This window comes from Mycobacterium parascrofulaceum ATCC BAA-614, from assembly GCF_000164135.1.
GTDB lineage: Bacteria > Actinomycetota > Actinomycetes > Mycobacteriales > Mycobacteriaceae > Mycobacterium > Mycobacterium parascrofulaceum.
In genome coordinates, this window is sequence record NZ_GG770553.1 from 1,312,738 (window position 1) to 1,330,439 (window position 17,702).

Here is a 17,702-nt window from a genome sequence, read left to right on the forward strand (position 1 = left end):
GCCGCCGCCCGCCGGCGCGGCAAGGCGCTCGCCAGCCTTGGCGTCTGCGCGTTGCTGGTCGGCGCCGCCGGCTGGGCGGGCATCGAGATGGCGGGCCGCTACGTCAACGACGCGCTCAACCGCACCACCGGTGACATCCGCCGCATCGCCGAGGTGATGGTCGGCCACGCGGAGGCGAGCATGCATCAATGGCTCGACGTGACGCTGCTTGCCGGCGCCGCGCTGGTGATCGCCGGTGTCGTCGTGGCGATAGTCGGCGGCCTGCGGCGCGAGGGCTGAGATCAGGTGCGAAGTGGGTCTTTTCCGGCCCGCAGACGCGCTTTCGACCTGACGATCGCGAAAATTGCCAGGGCGTCGAGCAAAATGACCGAAATTCCGAACCAAAAATAGTAGGTGGCCCAGATGGCCGAGATCACCAACGAGGCCAACGCCGCGGCCAGGGCGAGCAGAGCCGCCCCCCGCACCCGCAGCAGCAGCAGCACGCTCGTTGCCGCGACGGCGGCGCCCAGGCCGATGAAAAGCCATGCCCGCCAATGGCCGACCGTGTACCAGCCGAGAATCAAGGACAGCACGGCAGATATGGCCAGCACCACCCCCGCGGTGAACGGGAGACGCGAGACATCGTCTTCCCGGATCTTGTGATCACTGATTCCCCGATTGTCGGTCATCTCAACGCGCCTCCGTTCCGCCGCACGATCCTCTCGAGCACCCACAGCTGCGGTACCCGCGCCACCCGCGGCTAAACGGTTCGCGAGGCGTACTGGCGCCTAGCCGAAGGTGAACGAGAACACCTGCAGCCCAGGGCTTACCCCCATGTCGAGCTGATCGGCGCGGGTGTCGGCGTCGGCGACGATCCGATGCAGCGTGGGTGCCCCGCCGATCGGCGTCGTCGTCGTCTTTCCGTCGCGGGTCACGGTGAGGGTGCCCGTGCCGCCGACGACGACGTAGACGTCTTTGGCGGCGGTGTAGTTCAGCCGGACGGCGGCGCCGTCGCCGTCGGCGGTGGCGCCCTGGTCGTCGAGCTTCCACCGCCCGCGCAGCGCGAACTTGTCACCGGGCAACGACGCGGGGTAGTCGAACGTCGCCGTGCCGGCCTTGTAATCGCCCGTGCCACCGTAGTTTTCGGCCCGCTCGACGCCCAGATAGGTCTCGGGGGTGAGCCGGGTCTGCGGGGTGGTGTCGACCGCCCGCGTCGCCGCGGGCAGTTCGGCGCCGGGGTGGGCGTCGACCAACAGCTCGCGGATCAGCTTTTCGGTCCCGTCGTAGTCGCCCTCGCCGAACTTGGTGTGCCGGACCGTTCCGTCGGCGTCGATCAGGTATTCGGCCGGCCAATAGAGGTTTTGGTAGTTGTTCCAGGTCGTGTAGCCGTTGTCGAGCGCGACGGGGTAGCTGATGTGCAGCGCGGCGGCGCCGCTGGCCACGTTGGCCGGTACCCGCTCGAAGGCGTACTCCGGGGTGTGCACCCCGATCACGACGAACCCGGCGTCGTGATACCGGTCGTACCAATCGACGACGTGCGGGATGGCGCGTTGGCAGTTGATGCACGAGTACGCCCAGAAGTCCACGAGGACCACCTTGCCGCGCACCGCCTCCCGGTCGAGCGGTTTGCCGTCCGGGGTGTTGAGCCATTCGGAGATGCCGGCGATGGCAGGGGCCGGGCCGCACTGCTGCAAGTGGGCGGCGCCGTCCATGCAGTCGGCCAGCGCGCCGGTGACGCTCACCCCGGCCGGGCTCAGCCGCAGCCCGCCGGACCCGGGCGGCGTCGCCGGGGCGGGGTTGAGCGTGCGCTGGAGCTCGTCGGCGCCGATCCCGTGCTGCATGGCCGTGGTGTAGTCGGGGATGGCGCGCTGCAGCATCGCCGGCAGGTTGAAGACCAGCGCCACGGCCAGCACCACCATCATGATCCCGCCGGCGATCTGGATCGCGCGCTGGTGGCGGCGGAACGCGGCGACGCGTTCGGCGACGCGCCGCCCCGCGAGCGCGAACGCCAGCAGCGGCAGCGCGTTGCCGAGCGCGAACGTCGCAGTCAACACCAGCGCGCCGGGACCGATCGATTGCGTGCCGCCGGCGACCACGATCGCCGCGAGCACCGGGCCCGCGCACGGCACATACAGTGCGCCCAGCGTCAGGCCGAGACCGAAACCGTCTGCGTTGGCGCCGATTTGACGCTGCGGCAGGTACGCGAACGGTCGCTCGATGAGGTGCTGCAGCGGCGGGAAGATCAACCCCGCACCGATCAACACCAACACCACCAGCGCCGCCCACCGGATCGCGTCCTGCGGCAGATGCAGCGCCGTCAGCAGGCCGGAGCCGACCAGCGTGGCCACGGAGAAGCTGCACACCAGGCCGGCGATCACCAGGTAGGGCCGCGCGGCGCCACTGATCCCCCGGGAGCCGCCCGCGCCCGACAGCAGGAGCACCGGAAGCACCGGCAGGATGCACGGCGAGATCCCGGTGATGAGGCCGCCGAGGAATCCGATGAGCGCGATCGTGTGCATAGTTAGTTACACCTGTACCGGGCCCCGAAGGTTCAAAGTGACCCGGCGCAAATCACACTCCGTGCGTTATACAAATCACACCACGTGCGTTACGCTCGGCCGGTGGCGCAACTCACCTTCCAGCGCGCCCGCACCGAGGAGAAGAAGCGCCAACGTGCGGAGGCACTCGTGGAAGCCGCGCGTTCACTGGCGCTCGAGACCGGCGTCGCGTCGGTCACGCTGACGGCCGTCGCCAGCCGGGCCGGCATCCACTACTCCGCCGTCCGCCGCTACTTCAGCTCCCACAAAGAGGTCCTGCTGCACCTTTCCGCCGAGGGGTGGGTGCGCTGGTCGACCACCGTGTCCGAGAAGCTGGCCGAGCCCGGCCCGAAGTCGCCGTCGCTAATCGCCGCGACCCTGGTCAACGCCCTGGCCGAGGATCCGCTGTTTTGCGACCTGCTGGCGAACCTGCACCTGCACCTGGAACACGAGGTGGACGCCGATCGGGTGATCGAGGTCAAGCGGATCAGAACCGCCGCCACGCTCTCGCTCGCCGACTCGATCGAGTGCGCTTTGCCGGCGCTTGGGCGTTCGGGATCGCTGGACATCTTGCTGGCCGCGTACTCGCTGGCGGCCACGCTGTGGCAGGTCGCCAACCCGCCGGAGCGTCTCAACGATGCCTATGCCGATGATCCGGGAGTGGTGGTCCCCCCCGAATGGAACCTGGATTTTGCATCCGCCCTCACTCGCCTGCTGACCGCCACCTGTGAAGGGCTCATCGAGGGATTGCAATGAACGCAGAGGGAAGACCGGGGCGGGGGCGTGGCGCACTGCAACCGGTGAAAACGGGGAGGAATTGGAGCGCCCATGACGACGATTGAGCCGACGACCGAGCCGCTGATGACGCACGGCTCCGCGGGTAGTGACGGCAACAAGGTCGCTCCGCGGCGCGCCAACAAGAAAGGGCTTTTGGCACGTTTCTGGTTGGTGCTCACGATCGCGGCTGTCGTCGCGCTGTCGGGATTCGTTGTATATCGATTGCACGGCGTCTTCGGCGTTCACAGCGGGTCGTTCGGTGGTGGCACCTCGGGCGAGGTCCTCGACCAGTTCAACGCTAAGACGATCACGCTCGAGGTCTGGGGCTCGCCGGGGAGCACGGCGACCATCAACTACCTCGACGAGAATTCCCATCCGCAGCAGGCACTGAACGTGCCCCTACCCTGGAGCATAGTTTTGAGTTCAACGAAGCCCGGCATCCCGGCAAACCTGGTGGCGCAAGGCAACGGCAGTTGGATCGCCTGCAGGTTCGTCGTAAACAACCACGATGGGCACGGTGACGTCATCAAGGCTCCGAATCGCTCACACTCCAACGAAACCGTGAACCCCTTCGTCTACTGCCTGGACAAGTCCGCATGAGCGAGCCAGGCGAGGCCCCGCCGCGCGTCGATCAGCCTCTGATCCCGCCGTTCCTGCCGCGGATGATCCATCGGCTCGCCCTGCCGATCGTCCTGGTGTGGTTGGGCATCGTGTTCGTCACCAACACCGTGGCCCCGCAGCTGGAGGTCGTCTCCAAGCATCAAGCGGTGTCGCAGAGTCCGACGGATGCGCCCTCGTTCCAATCGATGATGCACGTCGGATCGACGTTCAAGGAATTCAACTCCGATGCCTCGGCCATGATCGTGCTGGAGGGCAACCAGCCGCTGGGGGCCGAAGCGCACCGCTACTACGACGAAATCGTCAAGCGGGTCGAGCAAGACACCAGGCACGTTCAGCACGTCCAGGATTTCTGGAGTGATCCGCTGACCGCCGCGGGCTCCCAGAGCCACGACCAAAAGGCGGCGTACGTCCAAGTCTATCTTTCCGGCAGGATGGGCGGCAGCCTCGCCACCGAGTCGACCGAAGCCGTCCGGAAGATTGTGGACTCGGTGCCCGCGCCACCCGGGATCAAGGCCTATGTCACCGGGGCCGGTCCGCTGATCGCCGATCAGTCTCACGCGGGTGAAAAAGGTATCGCAATAGTCACCATGGTGACGATCCTGGTGATCATCGTGATGCTGCTGATCGTGTACCGGTCGGTGAGCACCGTGATGATCATGCTGGCCATGGTCTTCATCGAGTTGGCTGCGGCACGGGGCGTCGTCGCGACGCTGGGAAATTATGGGATCATGGGGCTGTCCACCTTCGCCAACAATATGCTGGTGTTGTTGGCGATCGCTGCCAGCACCGACTACGCGATCTTTATCGTAGGCCGCTACCACGAGGCGCGCGGGTTGGGTGAGACGCGCGAAAAAGCGTTTTACACCATGTTTCATGGTACTGCGCATGTGGTCTTGGGTTCAGGCCTGACCATCGCCGGCGCGATGTACTGCTTGAGTTTCTGCCGGTTGCCGTATTTCCAAACGATGGGCGTGCCCTGCGCCGTCGGGATGCTGGTCGCGGTCTTCGCTGCGTTGACTTTGGGCCCAGCGGTGCTCACGATTGCCACATTCTTTAAACTGATGGACCCGAAGCGAAAGTTGCAGACGCGGGGCTGGCGCCGAATCGGGACCGCCGTTGTGCGCTGGCCCGCCCCTATCCTGGCGGTCACGATTGGGATTGCCCTCGTCGGTCTGCTCGCGCTGCCCGGTTATAAGACGGACTACGACACCCGCCACTTTCTGCCGCCGGATACTCCGGCCAACGTCGGCTACGCGGCAGCCGACCGGCACTTCAACCAGGCCCGGTTGAATCCCGAGTTGTTGATGATTGAGACCGATCATGACTTGCGTAACCCAGCTGACTTTCTGGTCCTAGAAAAGGTCGCCAAGGCGGTGTTCCACATCCCCGGCATCGGCCGGGTGCAGACCATCACCCGGCCGCTGGGCACGCCGCTGGACCACAGCACCCTCGGGTTTCAGATGAGCGCTCAGGCCGCTGGTCGGATTCAGACCCAGCACTATCAGGACGAGCAGGCGGCCAACCTGCTCAAGCAGGCGGACGAGCTCCGCAAGACGATGGCCACGCTGCATGAGCAGATGCAGGTCACACAGGACCTCACCAACACCACGCATGAGACCACCAAGCTAACGAAGGAAACCGTGAAGATAACCGAGGAGTTGCGTGACGAGATCGCCAACTTCGACGACTTCTTCCGGCCGATCCGCAGCTACTTTTACTGGGAAAGACACTGCTATGACGTTCCAGTATGTTGGGCGCTGCGGTCCCTCTTCGACGCGCTCGACGGTATCGATGCGGTGAGCGACAACATCGAGAAGCTCAGCGCTAATTTGGACAAGTTGGATCAGATTCAACCCAGGCTCGTCGAGCTGATACCGCCGCAGATCGAGAGCCAGCAGCGCAACCTCGACACCATCATGTCGAACTACGCGACCACAAGGGGGCTCAACGACCAAGCCAAAGCACAGTCCGACAACGCCACCGCAGAAGGCGACGCCTTCGACAGAGCAAAAAACGACGACACGTTCTATCTGCCGCCGGAGGCGTTCAAGAGCCCGGATTTCGCACGAGGTCTCAAACAGTTCATTTCGCCGGATGGGCACGCCGTCCGGCTGATTATCTCCCATGAAGGCGACCCGGCCACACCCGAGGGTGTCAACCACATCGATCCGATCAAGCAGGCCGTGCACGAGGCGATCAAAGGTACCCCGTGGGAGGGCGCCAAGGTTTACCTGGGCGGCACCGCCGCGACGTATAAGGACATGCGCGACGGATCCAACATGGACCTGATGATCGCCGGAATCGCCGCGACCACGCTGATTTTCGTCATCATGCTGGTGATCACCCGGAGCCTAGTCGCGGCATTCGTGATCGTCGGAACCGTGTTGCTGTCGCTGGGCGCCTCGTTCGGGCTCTCCGTGCTGCTATGGCAGTACATCCTGGGCATCAACCTGCATTGGATGGTGTTAGCCATGGCGATCATCCTGCTGTTGGCGGTGGGGTCCGACTACAATCTCCTGCTGATATCGAGGTTCAAAGAAGAGATTCACGCGGGACTGAGGACGGGCATCATCCGCGCCGTGGCCGGTTCGGGCTCGGTAGTGACCTCCGCCGGGCTGGTGTTTGCTGCGACGATGGCCACATTTGCATTCAGCCCGTTGCGGGTTATGGCCCAGGTGGGTACGACGATCGCGCTGGGTTTGTTGTTCGACACCTTGATCGTGCGGTCGTTCATGACGCCATCGCTGGCCACCTTGCTCGGGCGCTGGTTCTGGTGGCCGCAGCATGTGCGGCCACGGCCGGCGAGCACCATGCTGCGACCGTACGGACCGCGTCCCGCGGTGCGCGAGTTGCTCCTCAAGAACGTCGAGGAACACCCGGCGGGCGGTGTGGTACAGCCGCGCTGATCCCGCGAGGTGCGTGGGTCCGAGATCCCTGCCGGCGTGAAGGATTGCGATCGGAATCAGGACGTGGTTCGGAACACTTCGCGGTGAGACGGCACGACGATCGGCCCGGGCCTGTTGTTCGGCTCGGCACCACATTGATCGTGCGTTCGTTCATGATGCCCTCGGTGGCCGTGCTGATGGGCCGCCGGTTCTGGTGGCCGACGCAGGTGGCGGCCGACGCATCGGCATGACGCAGCAGTCAGCGATTCACGTACATGCTGCCGCGGAGGACGACGCCGACTCGGCCGAAACGGTTCCGAGCGGCGTCACCGCATTACTGAACCCGGCCCTTGGCTGGTCCGGGCCAGCCAGGTGGTCCGGTGGGCTCGGACCAGTCCCACACCGACATGTCGCCGGGCGGGTATTGGGCGCACACGTCGGTCGCCTTGGCGACCACGCCCTTGTTGTTGAAGAAGAGCTTCATGTGGTTCGGCCACGCGTACCACAGCGGGTCGTTGTTGTAGAAGTTCTCGGAGTACGTCCGGCGGTCCTCCGGCGACAACGAGTAGAACCAGTGCACCTTGTCGATCGTCGCCTGCTGGACGTTCGGGTGGTTGTCGAAGTCGATCATGTAGCGCTGGTAGTACACCGGGCTGGTGTCCCGGGTGGCCGCCATGATCTGCTCGGCGTCGCAGGTGGTGTGGATCATCCTGCGCGGGATCGGGAAGTCCTCCGTGGAGTCGGCGACGGCGGCCTTCGGGAACGCCGTCGCGGCGATACCCAAAGCGAGGACAGCGACGCCTGCACGCAGGCCAGAACTCAGCCGAGACATAGTTGTTACGGTAACACTTTTTGAGCGCCGGTGGACAGGTTCCTAGCTCAGCTCAGCATTGGCCACGATCAGGCACGATGACGTGCGAGGGATCGGGCCGCAGCTCCGGCGGGGCCTGGCTGTAGTCGCCGAACGGACCGTCGCGCCGCTCGACCGCCGCCCGCACGCCGTGGGTTTCGGCGGTCCGGATGAAGTCCAGGGCGTCGGGGGTATTGCGCATCAGCCCGTCGAGGATGCCGCCCAGGGTCTGGGTGGAGGCCAGCCCCATGTTCTCGTAGGCCTGGTTGACGATCAGTTTCTGCGCCTGGAGCTGCGACAGCGGGATCCGGGCCAGCTCGGCGGCGACCTCGGCGACCCGGGCCTCGAGGCGCTCGAACGGCACCGCCTCGTTGATCAGCTCGATCTCGGCGGCCTGCGCGCCGGTCAGCGGCCGCCCGGTCAGCGAATGCCACTTGACCTTGGCGAAGCTGAGCCGGTAGAGCCACATCCCGCTCAGGTAGGCGCCCCACATCCGGCTGTACGGGGTGCCGATCACCGCGTCGTCACTGGCGATGACCAGGTCCGCGCACAGCGCGTAGTCGCTGGCCCCGCCGACGCACCAGCCGTGCACCTGCGCAATGACCGGCTTGGACGCCCGCCAGATGGCCATGAATTTCTGCGTCGGCGCGGTCTCGCGGGCGGTGACCATCGCGAAGTCCTTGCCGGGGTCCCACCGGCCGTCGGTCATCATCGCGTCGCCCCAGTGGACGAAGCCACCACCGAAGTCGTAGCCGCCGGAGAAGGCCCGGCCGGCGCCGCGCAGCACGATGACCTTGACGGCCGGGTCGCGCTCCGCCAGCCCGACGGCCGCCTCGATCTCGTCGGGCATCGGCGGCACGATGGTGTTGAGCTGCTCCGGGCGGTTCAACGTGATGGTGGCAACCGGACCGGCCGTCGTGTACAGGAGCGTCTCGAAGTCCGTGGTTGGCATGGCTTCCTTACGGGTCGGGCTGACGGTTTTCCGGTGACGACGCGTAGATGCGGTCGCCGATCTTGAGGTACGGCGTCGTCAGGTAGGCCGACAGGGCGAGGAGGCCGGAGAAGATCACCGCCACGGCGACGGCGTTGGGCCAGATCTTGCCGGTGCCGAGCGCGAAACAGACGGTGCCGATGACCGCCGTCGCCCAGTAGAACCGCCGGCCGGCCCGGCGGTCGCGGATGAAGCGGTAGCGTGCCTGCGCCGCCGATACCAGGATGAAGATCAGTCCGGTCGCCAGCAGGGTGAGTTCGATGCGTTGGGTCGCTGACACGTCGATGATCCTATGACCCGGCCAGCATCCGCCACAGGAACGAGTAGGTCAGCGCGGCCTTGAACGCGACCTGCTGGTTGTCGGCGGCGCCGGCGTGCCCGCCCTCGATGTTCTCGTAGTAGAAGACCCGGTGTCCGGCGGCCAGCAGCGCCGCCGTCATCTTGCGGGCATGCCCGGGGTGCACCCGATCGTCGCGGGTGGACGTGGTCATCAGCACCGGCGGGTAGTGCCGCGTGGCCGAGATGTTCTGGTAGGGCGAGTACTCGGAGATGAACGCCCAGTCGTCTGGGTTGTCCGGGTCGCCGTATTCGGCCATCCACGAGGCGCCCGCGAGCAACAGGTGGTAGCGCTTCATGTCCAGCAGCGGCACGCTGCAGACCAGCGCGCCGAAGCGCTCCGGGTACCGGGTCAGCATGATGCCCATCAGCAGGCCGCCGTTGCTGCCGCCCTGCGCGCCGAGCCGGTCGACGGTCGTGATGCCGCGGTTCACCAGATCGGTTGCCACCGAGGCGAAGTCCTCGGCGACCTTGTGCCGGCCCTCGCGCATCGCCTGGGTGTGCCAGCCGGGCCCGTACTCGCCGCCGCCGCGGATGTTGGCCAGCACGTAGGTGCCACCGCGGGCCAGCCACAGCCGGCCGAGCACGCCGCTGTAGGCGGGGGTGTTGGCGGATTCGAAACCGCCGTAGCCGTACAGCATGGTCGGGCCGGGGCCGCGCGCGCCGGCCGGCCGCACCACGAAGTACGGGATCGGGGTGCCGTCCTGCGAGGGCACGAAATACTGTGCCACCGTCATGTTTTCGGCGTCGAAGAACGCCGGCGCGGACTTGACCTGGTCGAGTGGGCCGGCGCCGGTGCCGCGCATCAGCCGCGACGGGGTGACGAATCCGCTGGAGTCCAGGAAGAACTCGTCGCCGGTGTCGTCGGCGGCGACGACGACGGTGTTGGCCGCCTCCGGGATGCCGGGGACGGGCTCGCGGCGCCACTCACCGGGGGTGACGATCTCCACCCGGCTGGCCACGTCGGCGAGGGTGACCATCAGCAGGCGGTCGCGTGTCCACGCGTAGTGATTCAGCGCGGTGTGCTCGTCGGGCTCGAACACCACGCTCAACTCGGTTGTCCCGGAGAGGAATGCCTCGTATTCGACCGCCAGCAGGGACCCGGCGGGATAGCTGTTGGCGCCGTAGAACCAATCGGTGCGCAGCTCGATCAGCAGCCATTCGCGGTGTATCGACAGGCTCGCGTCGGTGGGCGCGTCGATCCGGATCAGCTCGGGGCCCTCCGGCAGGCCCCGCAGTTCGTAGACCTCTTCGTTCCAGAAGTCCAGGGCCCGCCCGAGCAGGGTGCGCTCGAACCCGGGGGTGCGGTCCACGGAGGCGGACACCCTGACGTCGGTGCGGGCGCCCTCGAACACGGTCCGCGCCTCGCTCAGCGGGGTGCCCCGGCGCCACCGCTTGATCACCCGCGGGTAGCCCGAATCGGTCAGCGAACCGTCGCCGAAGTCCGTGCCCACCAGGACGGTGTCGATGTCCACCCAGGCCAGCTGCGACTTGGCCTCCGGCAGGGCGAACCCGTCGTCAACGAATTCCCTTGTCGCCATGTCGAATTCGCGCACGACGGAGGCGTCGGAGCCGCCCCTGGACAGCGCGACCAGGGCGCGGGTGTACTCCGGTTCGATGACGCCGGCGCCGGCCCACACCCAATTCTCGTCGTCCGCTCGCCCTAGTTCATCTACGTCGATCAGCACGTCCCAGTCGGGGGAATCGCTGCGGTAGCTGTCCAGCGTGGTGCGCCGCCACAGGCCGCGCGGGTTGGCGGCGTCGCGCCAGAAGTTGTAGAGGTACTCGCCGCGGCGGACCACGTACGGGATCCGGGCGTCGGTGTCGAGCACCTCGAGCGCCTCGGCGCGCATCCGCTCGAACTCCTCGTCGCGCAACGCCGCCAGCGTGGGCTCGTTTTGCGCCCGCACCCAGTCCAGCGCCTCGTCGCCGGTGACGTCCTCGAGCCACAGGTAGGGGTCGTGGGCGTCGTCGGGGGTAGCGGCGGCTTGTGACGTCATGGAGCCATTGTGGCCTCCGGCGGTAGTGTGAGGTGTATTACACAGGCGAACGAGGAGTGAGAGCGGATGACTGTTTTCGCACGTCCAGGTTCCGCTGGGGCGTTGATGTCGTACGAATCCCGCTACGACAACTTCATCGGTGGCCAGTGGGTCCCGCCGGCGCAGGGCCGCTACTTCGAGAACCCGACGCCGGTCACCGGCCAGCCGTTCTGCGAGGTGGCCCGCTCCGACGAGGCCGATGTCGACAAGGCGCTCGACGCCGCCCACGGTGCGGCCCGGGCGTGGGGCAAGACCCCGCCGGCCGAGCGCGCGGCGATCCTCAACAAGATCGCCGACCGGATCGAGCAGAACAAGGCCGCGCTGGCGGTCGCCGAGGTGTGGGACAACGGCAAGCCGATCCGCGAGGCGCTGGGCGCCGACATCACGCTGGCCGTCGACCATTTCCGCTACTTCGCCGGGGCGATCCGCGCCCAGGAGGGCTCGCTGTCCCAAATCGACGAGGACACCGTCGCCTACCACTTCCACGAGCCGCTGGGCGTGGTCGGCCAGATCATCCCGTGGAACTTCCCGATCCTGATGGCCACCTGGAAGCTGGCGCCCGCGCTGGCGGCCGGCAACGCGGTGGTGCTCAAACCCGCCGAGCAGACGCCGGTCTCGGTGCTCTACCTGATGTCGCTGATCGGCGACCTGTTGCCCGCCGGGGTGGTCAACGTGGTCAACGGGTTCGGCGCCGAGGCGGGCAAGCCGCTGGCGTCCAGCAACCGGATCGCCAAGATCGCCTTCACCGGCGAAACCACCACCGGGCGGCTGATCATGCAGTACGCCTCGCAGAACCTGATCCCGGTCACGCTGGAGCTCGGCGGCAAGAGCCCCAACATCTTCTTCTCCGACGTGATGGGCAGAAACGACGACTTCCAGGACAAGGCGCTCGAGGGTTTCACCATGTTCGCGCTCAACCAGGGCGAGGTGTGCACCTGCCCGTCGCGCAGCCTGATCCAGTCCGACATCTACGACGAGTTCCTGGAGCTGGCCGCGATCCGGACCAAGGCGGTGCGCCAGGGCGACCCGCTGGACACCGAGACCATGCTGGGGTCGCAGGCCTCCAACGACCAGCTGGAAAAGGTGTTGTCCTACATCGAGATCGGCAAAGAGGAAGGTGCGAGGGTCCTTTGCGGCGGCGAGCGCGCCGAACTGGGTGGCGACCTGTCCGGCGGCTACTACATGCAGCCGACGATCTTCGCCGGCAACAACAAGATGCGGATCTTCCAGGAGGAGATCTTCGGCCCGGTGGTGGCGGTGACGTCGTTCTCCGACTACGACGACGCGATCTCGATCGCCAACGACACCCTGTACGGCCTGGGCGCGGGGGTGTGGAGCCGCGACGGCAACACCGCCTACCGGGCCGGGCGCGACATCCAGGCCGGCCGGGTGTGGGTCAACTGCTACCACGCCTACCCCGCGCACGCCGCCTTCGGCGGCTACAAGCAGTCGGGCATCGGCCGGGAGAACCACAAGATGATGCTCGACCACTACCAGCAGACCAAGAACCTGATGGTGTCCTACTCCGACAAGGCGCAGGGGTTCTTCTAGATGGTCGCGGGGGCCGTCATCACCGCCGCCGCCGCCGAGATGCTGGCACGGCTGCAGGACCGGCACGGCCCGGTGATGTTCCACCAGTCCGGCGGCTGCTGCGACGGGTCGTCGCCGATGTGTTACCCGCGCGGGGACTTCATCGTCGGCGACCGCGACGTGCTGCTCGGTGTGCTCGACGTCGGGGACGGGGTGCCGGTGTGGATCTCGGGCCCGCAGTACGAGACCTGGAAGCACACCCAGCTGGTCATCGACGTGGTCCCGGGCCGCGGCGGCGGCTTCAGCCTGGAGGCGCCCGAGGGGGTGCGGTTTCTGTCCCGCGGCCGCGTCTTCACCGACGACGAACAGGCCGAGCTGCGCCGGACGCCGGCGATCACCGGCGCCGATTACGAACGTGGCGAACGCCCTTGCGTGCGCGGGCAGGTGGTGACCGACCCGGCGCTGCGAACGTGCCCTCCGGGTCGGTGACCGCAGTAATGTCGAAGGCGTGATCCCGCTCCCGCGTCCGCGGTTGTTGGCCGGCGCCATGCTGATCGGCGCCGCGGTCGGGTTGCTTGCGGGGGTGGGCTTCGCCGTGATGGCCCATGGCGACGTCCGCCCGGCCTTCGCCATCGCGTCGGTGGTCGGGATCCCGACTGTCGCCGGGCTGGTGACGATCCTGTTCTCCGGACGCCGGTGGGTGACGGCCCTGGGCGCGTTCGTCCTGTCGGTGGCCCCGGGCTGGTTCGGTGTGCTCGTCGCCCTGCGCGTGACCTCCGGGGGCTGACCGTGGCCGACGACAACACCCCGTCAAACCCGGGCACCCAGGCGTGGAAGCCCGACTTCGCCGACTCCGACGACGACCCCGGCACCCAGTCGTGGACGCCGGATTTCTCCGACGACACCGGCGAGCGGCCCGCCGCGACGGACGAGCCGCCGGCCCCCGAGCCGGCCCCCGAGCCGGCAGCCGAGGGGCCCGGCGCCGACGACGAATCCGCCATCGCGCCGGTGCAACCGGTCACGGTTCCCGGGCGCTACTTCTACCTGAAGTGGTGGAAGCTGCTGCTGGTCCTGCTCGGCGTGTGGTCCGCGGCGGCCGTCGCCGGGTTCGGCCTGTCCTATTGGTGGTACCACTCGGCCGACCAGACCGCGGCGCTGTTCGCCGTCCTGGTGTATGTGGTGGCCTGCGCGGTCGGTGGCGTGCTGCTCGCGATGGCCGAGGGCAGGCCGGTGGTCTCGGCGCTGTCGCTGGCGGTTATGTCGGCGCCGTTCGCCTCGCTGGCCGCCGCGGCGCCCGTGCTCGGCTACTACCACTGCGCCCGGGTGGGCCACTGCCTCGTCGGCCTCATTCCGTATTAACGCCCGGCCCGGGCGGCCACTAGGGTAGTGGCCGTGACCCATTTTGACGTCGTCGTCCTCGGGGCCGGTCCCGGCGGATATGTCGCAGCCATCCGCGCCGCACAGCTCGGCCTGAACACCGCAATCGTCGAGCCGAAGTACTGGGGCGGAGTCTGCCTCAACGTCGGCTGCATCCCGTCCAAGGCGCTGCTGCGCAACGCCGAGTTGGTGCAGATCTTCAGCAAAGAGGCCAAGACGTTCGGGATGAGCGGCGAGGCGACCTTCGACTACGGCGTCGCCTTCGACCGCAGCCGCAAGGTGGCCGAGGGCCGGGTCGCGGGCGTGCACTTCCTGATGAAGAAGAACAAGATCACCGAGATCCACGGCTACGGCAGGTTCACCGACGCGAACACGTTGTCCGTCGACCTCAACGACGGTGGCACCGAGACCGTCACGTTCGACAACGCCATCATCGCCACCGGCAGCAGCACCCGGCTGGTGCCCGGCACGTCGCTGTCGGCCAACGTGGTCACCTACGAAGAGCAGATCCTGTCCCGCGAGCTGCCCGAGTCGATCGTCATCGCCGGCGCCGGCGCCATCGGCATGGAGTTCGGCTACGTGCTGAGCAACTACGGCGTCGACGTCACCATCGTGGAGTTCCTGCCGCGCGCGCTGCCCAACGAGGACGCCGACGTCTCCAAGGAGATCGAGAAGCAGTTCAAGAAGCTGGGCATCAAGATCCGCACCGGGACCAAGGTCGAATCCATCACCGACAACGGCTCCGAAGTGACCGTGGTGGTCAGCAAGGACGGCAATTCCGAGGAACTCAAGGCCGCAAAGGTGTTGCAGGCCATCGGTTTCGCACCCAACGTCGAGGGCTTCGGGCTGGAGCAGGCCGGCGTCGCGCTGACCGACCGCAAGGCCATCGGGATCAACGACTACATGATCACCAGCGTGCCGCACATCTACGCCATCGGTGACGTCACCGGCAAGCTGATGCTGGCGCACGTCGCCGAGGCCATGGGCGTGGTGGCCGCCGAAACCATTGCCGGCGCAGAGACTTTGGCCCTGGGCGACTACCGGATGCTGCCGCGGGCGACGTTCTGCCAGCCGCAGGTGGCCAGCTTCGGGCTGACCGAGCAGCAGGCCCGCGACGAGGGCCACGACGTGGTGGTGGCGAAGTTCCCGTTCACCGCCAACGGCAAGGCCCACGGCCTGGGCGATCCCAGCGGCTTCGTCAAGCTGATCGCCGACGCCAAGCACCTGGAGCTGCTGGGCGGGCACCTGATCGGCCACGACGTGTCCGAGCTGCTGCCCGAGCTGACGCTGGCGCAGAAGTGGGACCTGACCGCCACGGAGCTGGCCCGCAACGTGCACACCCACCCGACCATGTCCGAGGCGCTGCAGGAGTGCTTCCACGGCCTGGTCGGCCACATGATCAACTTCTGAATCCCGATGCGCAGCGACGTCGTGCTGGGGGCGGTCGGCGGTCTGGCCGCGGGCTATGTCCTGTGGCTGGCCGCCTTCTCGATCGTCGACGACAACGCGGCGGTGGGGCAGTGGGCGCCGACGGTGTTGCTGCTGTCGCTGGCGCTGGCGGTGTGCGCCACGACGTGGGCGTCCCTGCTGCGCCGGCGCCGGAAATACGCGTGGTCGGGGTTCGGGTTCGCGCTGTCGCTGCCGCCGCTGCTGCTGACGCTGGCCGTGTTCGCCAACGTCTACCTCTGACCACCGCTGACTAGCGCGGGTTGTCCAGCGGGATGTCCAACGCCGCCATGGTCGCGGCCAGCCCGTCGTATTGGCTTGCCAGCAAGCAGAACTCGATCAGCTGACGCCGGTCGAGATGTTCGGCCAGCGCCTGCCAGGTGGCGTCGGTGAGGGTGCGGTCCTTGACGAACTCGTCCGTCGCCGCCAGCAGCGCCTGCTGGCGCACGGTCAGGCGCGCCTCGACCCGGTCCTGCCGCTCGGGCCACGCGAAGATCGCGGCCTGCAGGTCGGCGTTCAGGCCCTGCCTGGCGGCCATCCGGCGATGATGCTGCAGCTCGTATTCGCATCCGCGCAGATGCGCGACGCGCAGGATCACCAATTCGGTGTCGATCGCCGGCAGCCGGCCCCGCAACACCCGGCCGCTGTAGACGCTCCACGCCAAGAACAGCAGCCGGTGCTGGCCGAGCGTGGTGAACAGGTGCATCTCGGGCGCCCGGACCGTGCGCGCGGCCGCCTTCGCCAGCACCCAGTTGATCGGGCCCAGCTCACGGAACCGCCCCGACGGGATGCGGCCGCCGGCAGCCCCGCTCACGGTTGCTTCACCAGATACGGGGAGACCGTGCTGCGGTGCTCGTCGAGGTCCAGGGCGCGCCCGAGGGCCGGGAACGCCCGCTGGGGGCAGTTGTCGCGTTCGCAGACCCGGCAGCCCGCGCCGATCGGTGTTGCGATGTCACCCGACAAGTCGAGTCCTTCCGAGTAGACGAGCCGGTGCGCGTGGCGAAGCTCGCAGCCCAGCCCGATCGCGAAGGTCTTACCCGGCTGACCATACCGGGCGGCGCGGCGCTCCACCGTGCGCGCCACCCACATGTAGTTGCGGCCGTCGGGCATCTGGGCGATCTGGACCAGGATCTTGCCGGGGTTGGCGAACGTCTCGTACACGTTCCACAGCGGGCAGGTGCCGCCGCTCGAGGAGAAGTGAAACCCGGTGGCGGACTGGCGTTTTGACATGTTGCCTGCGCGGTCCACCCGGACGAACGAGAACGGCACGCCGCGCATCGACGGCCGCTGCAGCGTCGAAAGCCGGTGCGCGATGGTCTCGTAGCTCACCGAGTAGAACGAGGACAGCCGCTCGACGTCGTAACGGAAGTTCTCCGCGACGTCGTGGAACTGGCGATACGGCAGCACCGCGGCCGCGGCGAAGTAGTTGGCCAGCCCCAGCCGGGCCAGCGTGTGCGACTCGTCGCTGGTGAACTTGCCCTCCTCCACCAGGGTGTCGATCAGGTCGCCGTATTCGAGGTAGGCCAGCTCGGCGGCCATCTTGAAGACCTGCTGCCCCAGCGAGAGGTGGTTGCTGATCTCCAGCGTCTTGGTCTGCCGGTCATAGCGGTGCAGCACGGTGTCGCCGAGATCGATCCGGCGGTTGATGTGCACGCCGTGCACCTCGGTGAGCCGGCGATTCAGCTCGCGGGCCAGGTCGCCGTGGTGCAGCCGCATCTGGATCGTCAGGTCTTCGGCGGCGGTGTCCAGCTCGTGCAGGTAGTTCTGCCGTTGGTAGAAGTAGTCGCGCACCTCCTCGTGCGGCATGGTGATCGAGCCGCTGCCGCTGCCGTCGGTAAAGCGCTCCTCGGTGGCGGCGGCCAGTTGCGCGGTGGTGATCCGGTAACGCCGGTGCAGGTTGACCACCGCGCGGGCCAGGGCGGGATGGGAGCCGACCAGCTCGGCGACCTCTCCGGGGTCGACGTCGATGTCCAGGTCGCGGTCCATGGTGACCTCGCGCAGCTCGGCGACCAGCCGGGTGTCGTCCTGGGAGGCGAAGAAGGTGGCGTCCACGCCGAACACCTCGGTGATCCGCAGCAGCACGGCCACCGTCAGCGGCCGGACGTCGTGCTCGATCTGGTTCAGGTAGCTCGGCGAGATCTCCAGCATCTGGGCCAGGGCGGCCTGGGAGAACCCGCGCTCGTTGCGCAGCTGGCGGACCCGGGACCCGACGAAGGTTTTGGACACTTCACCCAGGGTACCGGCCTTGCTAAGCGACGGTTGGCAGAGTTCGCAGCCGCCGCGGTCGCGTCGCGATTGGTTTTTGGCACAGGTCGTTGGCATGATTCGCAACGG

At 67.2% G+C, this 17,702-nt stretch carries 17 protein-coding genes and 1 pseudogene; 10 read left to right on the forward strand and 8 right to left on the reverse strand.

The window, feature by feature from the left end:
* A pseudogene (locus HMPREF0591_RS06180) lies at positions 1-279 on the forward strand (hypothetical protein); the annotation flags it as partial.
* Between the two features lie 2 nt (positions 280-281).
* Here the strand turns inward: HMPREF0591_RS06180 and HMPREF0591_RS06185 are convergent.
* Positions 282-668: a hypothetical protein gene (locus tag HMPREF0591_RS06185; RefSeq protein ID WP_007167589.1), complete on the reverse strand. Its 387-nt coding sequence runs from the start codon at positions 666-668 to the stop codon at positions 282-284.
* 99 nt (positions 669-767) lie between these two features.
* On the reverse strand, positions 768-2,498 hold the full coding sequence (locus HMPREF0591_RS06190; protein WP_007167590.1) for a cytochrome c biogenesis protein DipZ: 1,731 nt from the start codon (positions 2,496-2,498) through the stop codon (positions 768-770).
* A gap of 84 nt (positions 2,499-2,582) precedes the next feature.
* On the opposite strand from HMPREF0591_RS06190, the gene HMPREF0591_RS06195 reads away from it, so the two are divergent.
* From HMPREF0591_RS06195 to HMPREF0591_RS06205, 3 genes are all read left to right on the forward strand, one after another.
* Complete coding sequence (locus HMPREF0591_RS06195) at positions 2,583-3,272, forward strand: TetR/AcrR family transcriptional regulator (protein WP_085981523.1); 690 nt, start codon at positions 2,583-2,585, stop codon at positions 3,270-3,272.
* Between the two features lie 72 nt (positions 3,273-3,344).
* Positions 3,345-3,893, forward strand: coding sequence for an MmpS family transport accessory protein (locus HMPREF0591_RS06200; RefSeq protein WP_007167592.1), 549 nt, complete (start codon positions 3,345-3,347; stop codon positions 3,891-3,893).
* Positions 3,890-6,820: an MMPL/RND family transporter gene (locus HMPREF0591_RS06205; protein WP_007167593.1), complete on the forward strand. Its 2,931-nt coding sequence runs from the start codon at positions 3,890-3,892 to the stop codon at positions 6,818-6,820. Before HMPREF0591_RS06200 ends, HMPREF0591_RS06205 begins: the two co-directional genes overlap by 4 nt.
* Before the next feature lie 313 nt (positions 6,821-7,133).
* On the opposite strand, the gene HMPREF0591_RS06210 is transcribed toward HMPREF0591_RS06205, so the two are convergent.
* The 4 genes from HMPREF0591_RS06210 to HMPREF0591_RS06225 are packed head-to-tail and all read right to left on the reverse strand — an operon-like array spanning position 7,134 to position 10,976.
* Entirely contained in the window at positions 7,134-7,631 is a 498-nt protein-coding gene (locus tag HMPREF0591_RS06210; protein WP_007167595.1) for a DUF5078 domain-containing protein, read from the reverse strand.
* 52 nt (positions 7,632-7,683) lie between these two features.
* Positions 7,684-8,601 carry a crotonase/enoyl-CoA hydratase family protein gene (locus HMPREF0591_RS06215; protein WP_007167596.1) on the reverse strand — a complete coding sequence of 306 codons (918 nt, stop codon included), beginning with the start codon at positions 8,599-8,601 and terminating at the stop codon, positions 7,684-7,686.
* Between the two features lie 7 nt (positions 8,602-8,608).
* Complete coding sequence (locus HMPREF0591_RS06220) at positions 8,609-8,920, reverse strand: hypothetical protein (RefSeq protein WP_007167597.1); 312 nt, start codon at positions 8,918-8,920, stop codon at positions 8,609-8,611.
* Between the two features lie 10 nt (positions 8,921-8,930).
* Positions 8,931-10,976, reverse strand: coding sequence for a prolyl oligopeptidase family serine peptidase (locus HMPREF0591_RS06225; RefSeq protein WP_007167598.1), 2,046 nt, complete (start codon positions 10,974-10,976; stop codon positions 8,931-8,933).
* A gap of 66 nt (positions 10,977-11,042) precedes the next feature.
* Here HMPREF0591_RS06225 and exaC point away from each other — a divergent pair, with 66 nt between their 5' ends.
* Genes exaC through HMPREF0591_RS06255 form a run of 6 tightly spaced genes read left to right on the forward strand, consistent with a single transcriptional unit; the run spans position 11,043 to position 15,611 of the window.
* The gene (gene exaC / locus HMPREF0591_RS06230; protein WP_007167599.1) at positions 11,043-12,566 is read left to right on the forward strand and encodes an acetaldehyde dehydrogenase ExaC; all 1,524 of its coding nucleotides are present in this window, start codon (positions 11,043-11,045) and stop codon (positions 12,564-12,566) included.
* The gene (locus HMPREF0591_RS06235; RefSeq protein ID WP_007167600.1) at positions 12,567-13,034 is read left to right on the forward strand and encodes a DUF779 domain-containing protein; all 468 of its coding nucleotides are present in this window, start codon (positions 12,567-12,569) and stop codon (positions 13,032-13,034) included. It begins immediately after the preceding gene.
* Positions 13,035-13,053: 19 nt separating this feature from the next.
* The gene (locus HMPREF0591_RS06240) at positions 13,054-13,332 is read left to right on the forward strand and encodes a putative holin (RefSeq protein ID WP_170826100.1); all 279 of its coding nucleotides are present in this window, start codon (positions 13,054-13,056) and stop codon (positions 13,330-13,332) included.
* A 2-nt stretch (positions 13,333-13,334) separates the two neighbouring features.
* Complete coding sequence (locus tag HMPREF0591_RS06245; protein WP_007167602.1) at positions 13,335-13,904, forward strand: hypothetical protein; 570 nt, start codon at positions 13,335-13,337, stop codon at positions 13,902-13,904.
* Between the two features lie 33 nt (positions 13,905-13,937).
* The gene (gene lpdA, locus HMPREF0591_RS06250; RefSeq protein ID WP_040621938.1) at positions 13,938-15,332 is read left to right on the forward strand and encodes a dihydrolipoyl dehydrogenase; all 1,395 of its coding nucleotides are present in this window, start codon (positions 13,938-13,940) and stop codon (positions 15,330-15,332) included.
* A gap of 6 nt (positions 15,333-15,338) precedes the next feature.
* A complete protein-coding gene (locus HMPREF0591_RS06255; protein WP_007167604.1) occupies positions 15,339-15,611 on the forward strand; it encodes a hypothetical protein in 273 nt (90 codons plus the stop codon).
* Positions 15,612-15,621: 10 nt separating this feature from the next.
* Here the strand turns inward: HMPREF0591_RS06255 and HMPREF0591_RS06260 are convergent, their stop codons facing one another.
* Both HMPREF0591_RS06260 and ramB read right to left on the reverse strand, forming a co-directional pair.
* Positions 15,622-16,182, reverse strand: a complete 561-nt coding sequence (locus HMPREF0591_RS06260) for a carboxymuconolactone decarboxylase family protein (protein ID WP_007167605.1) — start codon at positions 16,180-16,182, stop codon at positions 15,622-15,624.
* Complete coding sequence (gene ramB, locus HMPREF0591_RS06265; protein WP_007167606.1) at positions 16,179-17,594, reverse strand: acetate metabolism transcriptional regulator RamB; 1,416 nt, start codon at positions 17,592-17,594, stop codon at positions 16,179-16,181. The genes HMPREF0591_RS06260 and ramB overlap by 4 nt, the downstream gene beginning before the upstream one ends.
* Between the last annotated feature and the right edge of the window lie 108 nt (positions 17,595-17,702).

Bases quoted from the DNA above. Each gene is read 5' to 3' on its own strand.
- HMPREF0591_RS06210 (WP_007167595.1), bottom strand. From the start codon at position 7,631: ATGTCTCGGCTGAGTTCTGGCCTGCGTGCAGGCGTCGCTGTCCTCGCT.
- HMPREF0591_RS06185 (WP_007167589.1), bottom strand. From the start codon at position 668: ATGACCGACAATCGGGGAATCAGTGATCACAAGATCCGGGAAGACGAT.
- HMPREF0591_RS06190 (WP_007167590.1), bottom strand. From the start codon at position 2,498: ATGCACACGATCGCGCTCATCGGATTCCTCGGCGGCCTCATCACCGGG.
- exaC (WP_007167599.1), top strand. From the start codon at position 11,043: ATGACTGTTTTCGCACGTCCAGGTTCCGCTGGGGCGTTGATGTCGTAC.
- HMPREF0591_RS06255 (WP_007167604.1), top strand. From the start codon at position 15,339: ATGCGCAGCGACGTCGTGCTGGGGGCGGTCGGCGGTCTGGCCGCGGGC.
- HMPREF0591_RS06215 (WP_007167596.1), bottom strand. From the start codon at position 8,601: ATGCCAACCACGGACTTCGAGACGCTCCTGTACACGACGGCCGGTCCG.
- HMPREF0591_RS06200 (WP_007167592.1), top strand. From the start codon at position 3,345: ATGACGACGATTGAGCCGACGACCGAGCCGCTGATGACGCACGGCTCC.
- HMPREF0591_RS06235 (WP_007167600.1), top strand. From the start codon at position 12,567: ATGGTCGCGGGGGCCGTCATCACCGCCGCCGCCGCCGAGATGCTGGCA.
- HMPREF0591_RS06205 (WP_007167593.1), top strand. From the start codon at position 3,890: ATGAGCGAGCCAGGCGAGGCCCCGCCGCGCGTCGATCAGCCTCTGATC.
- HMPREF0591_RS06225 (WP_007167598.1), bottom strand. From the start codon at position 10,976: ATGACGTCACAAGCCGCCGCTACCCCCGACGACGCCCACGACCCCTAC.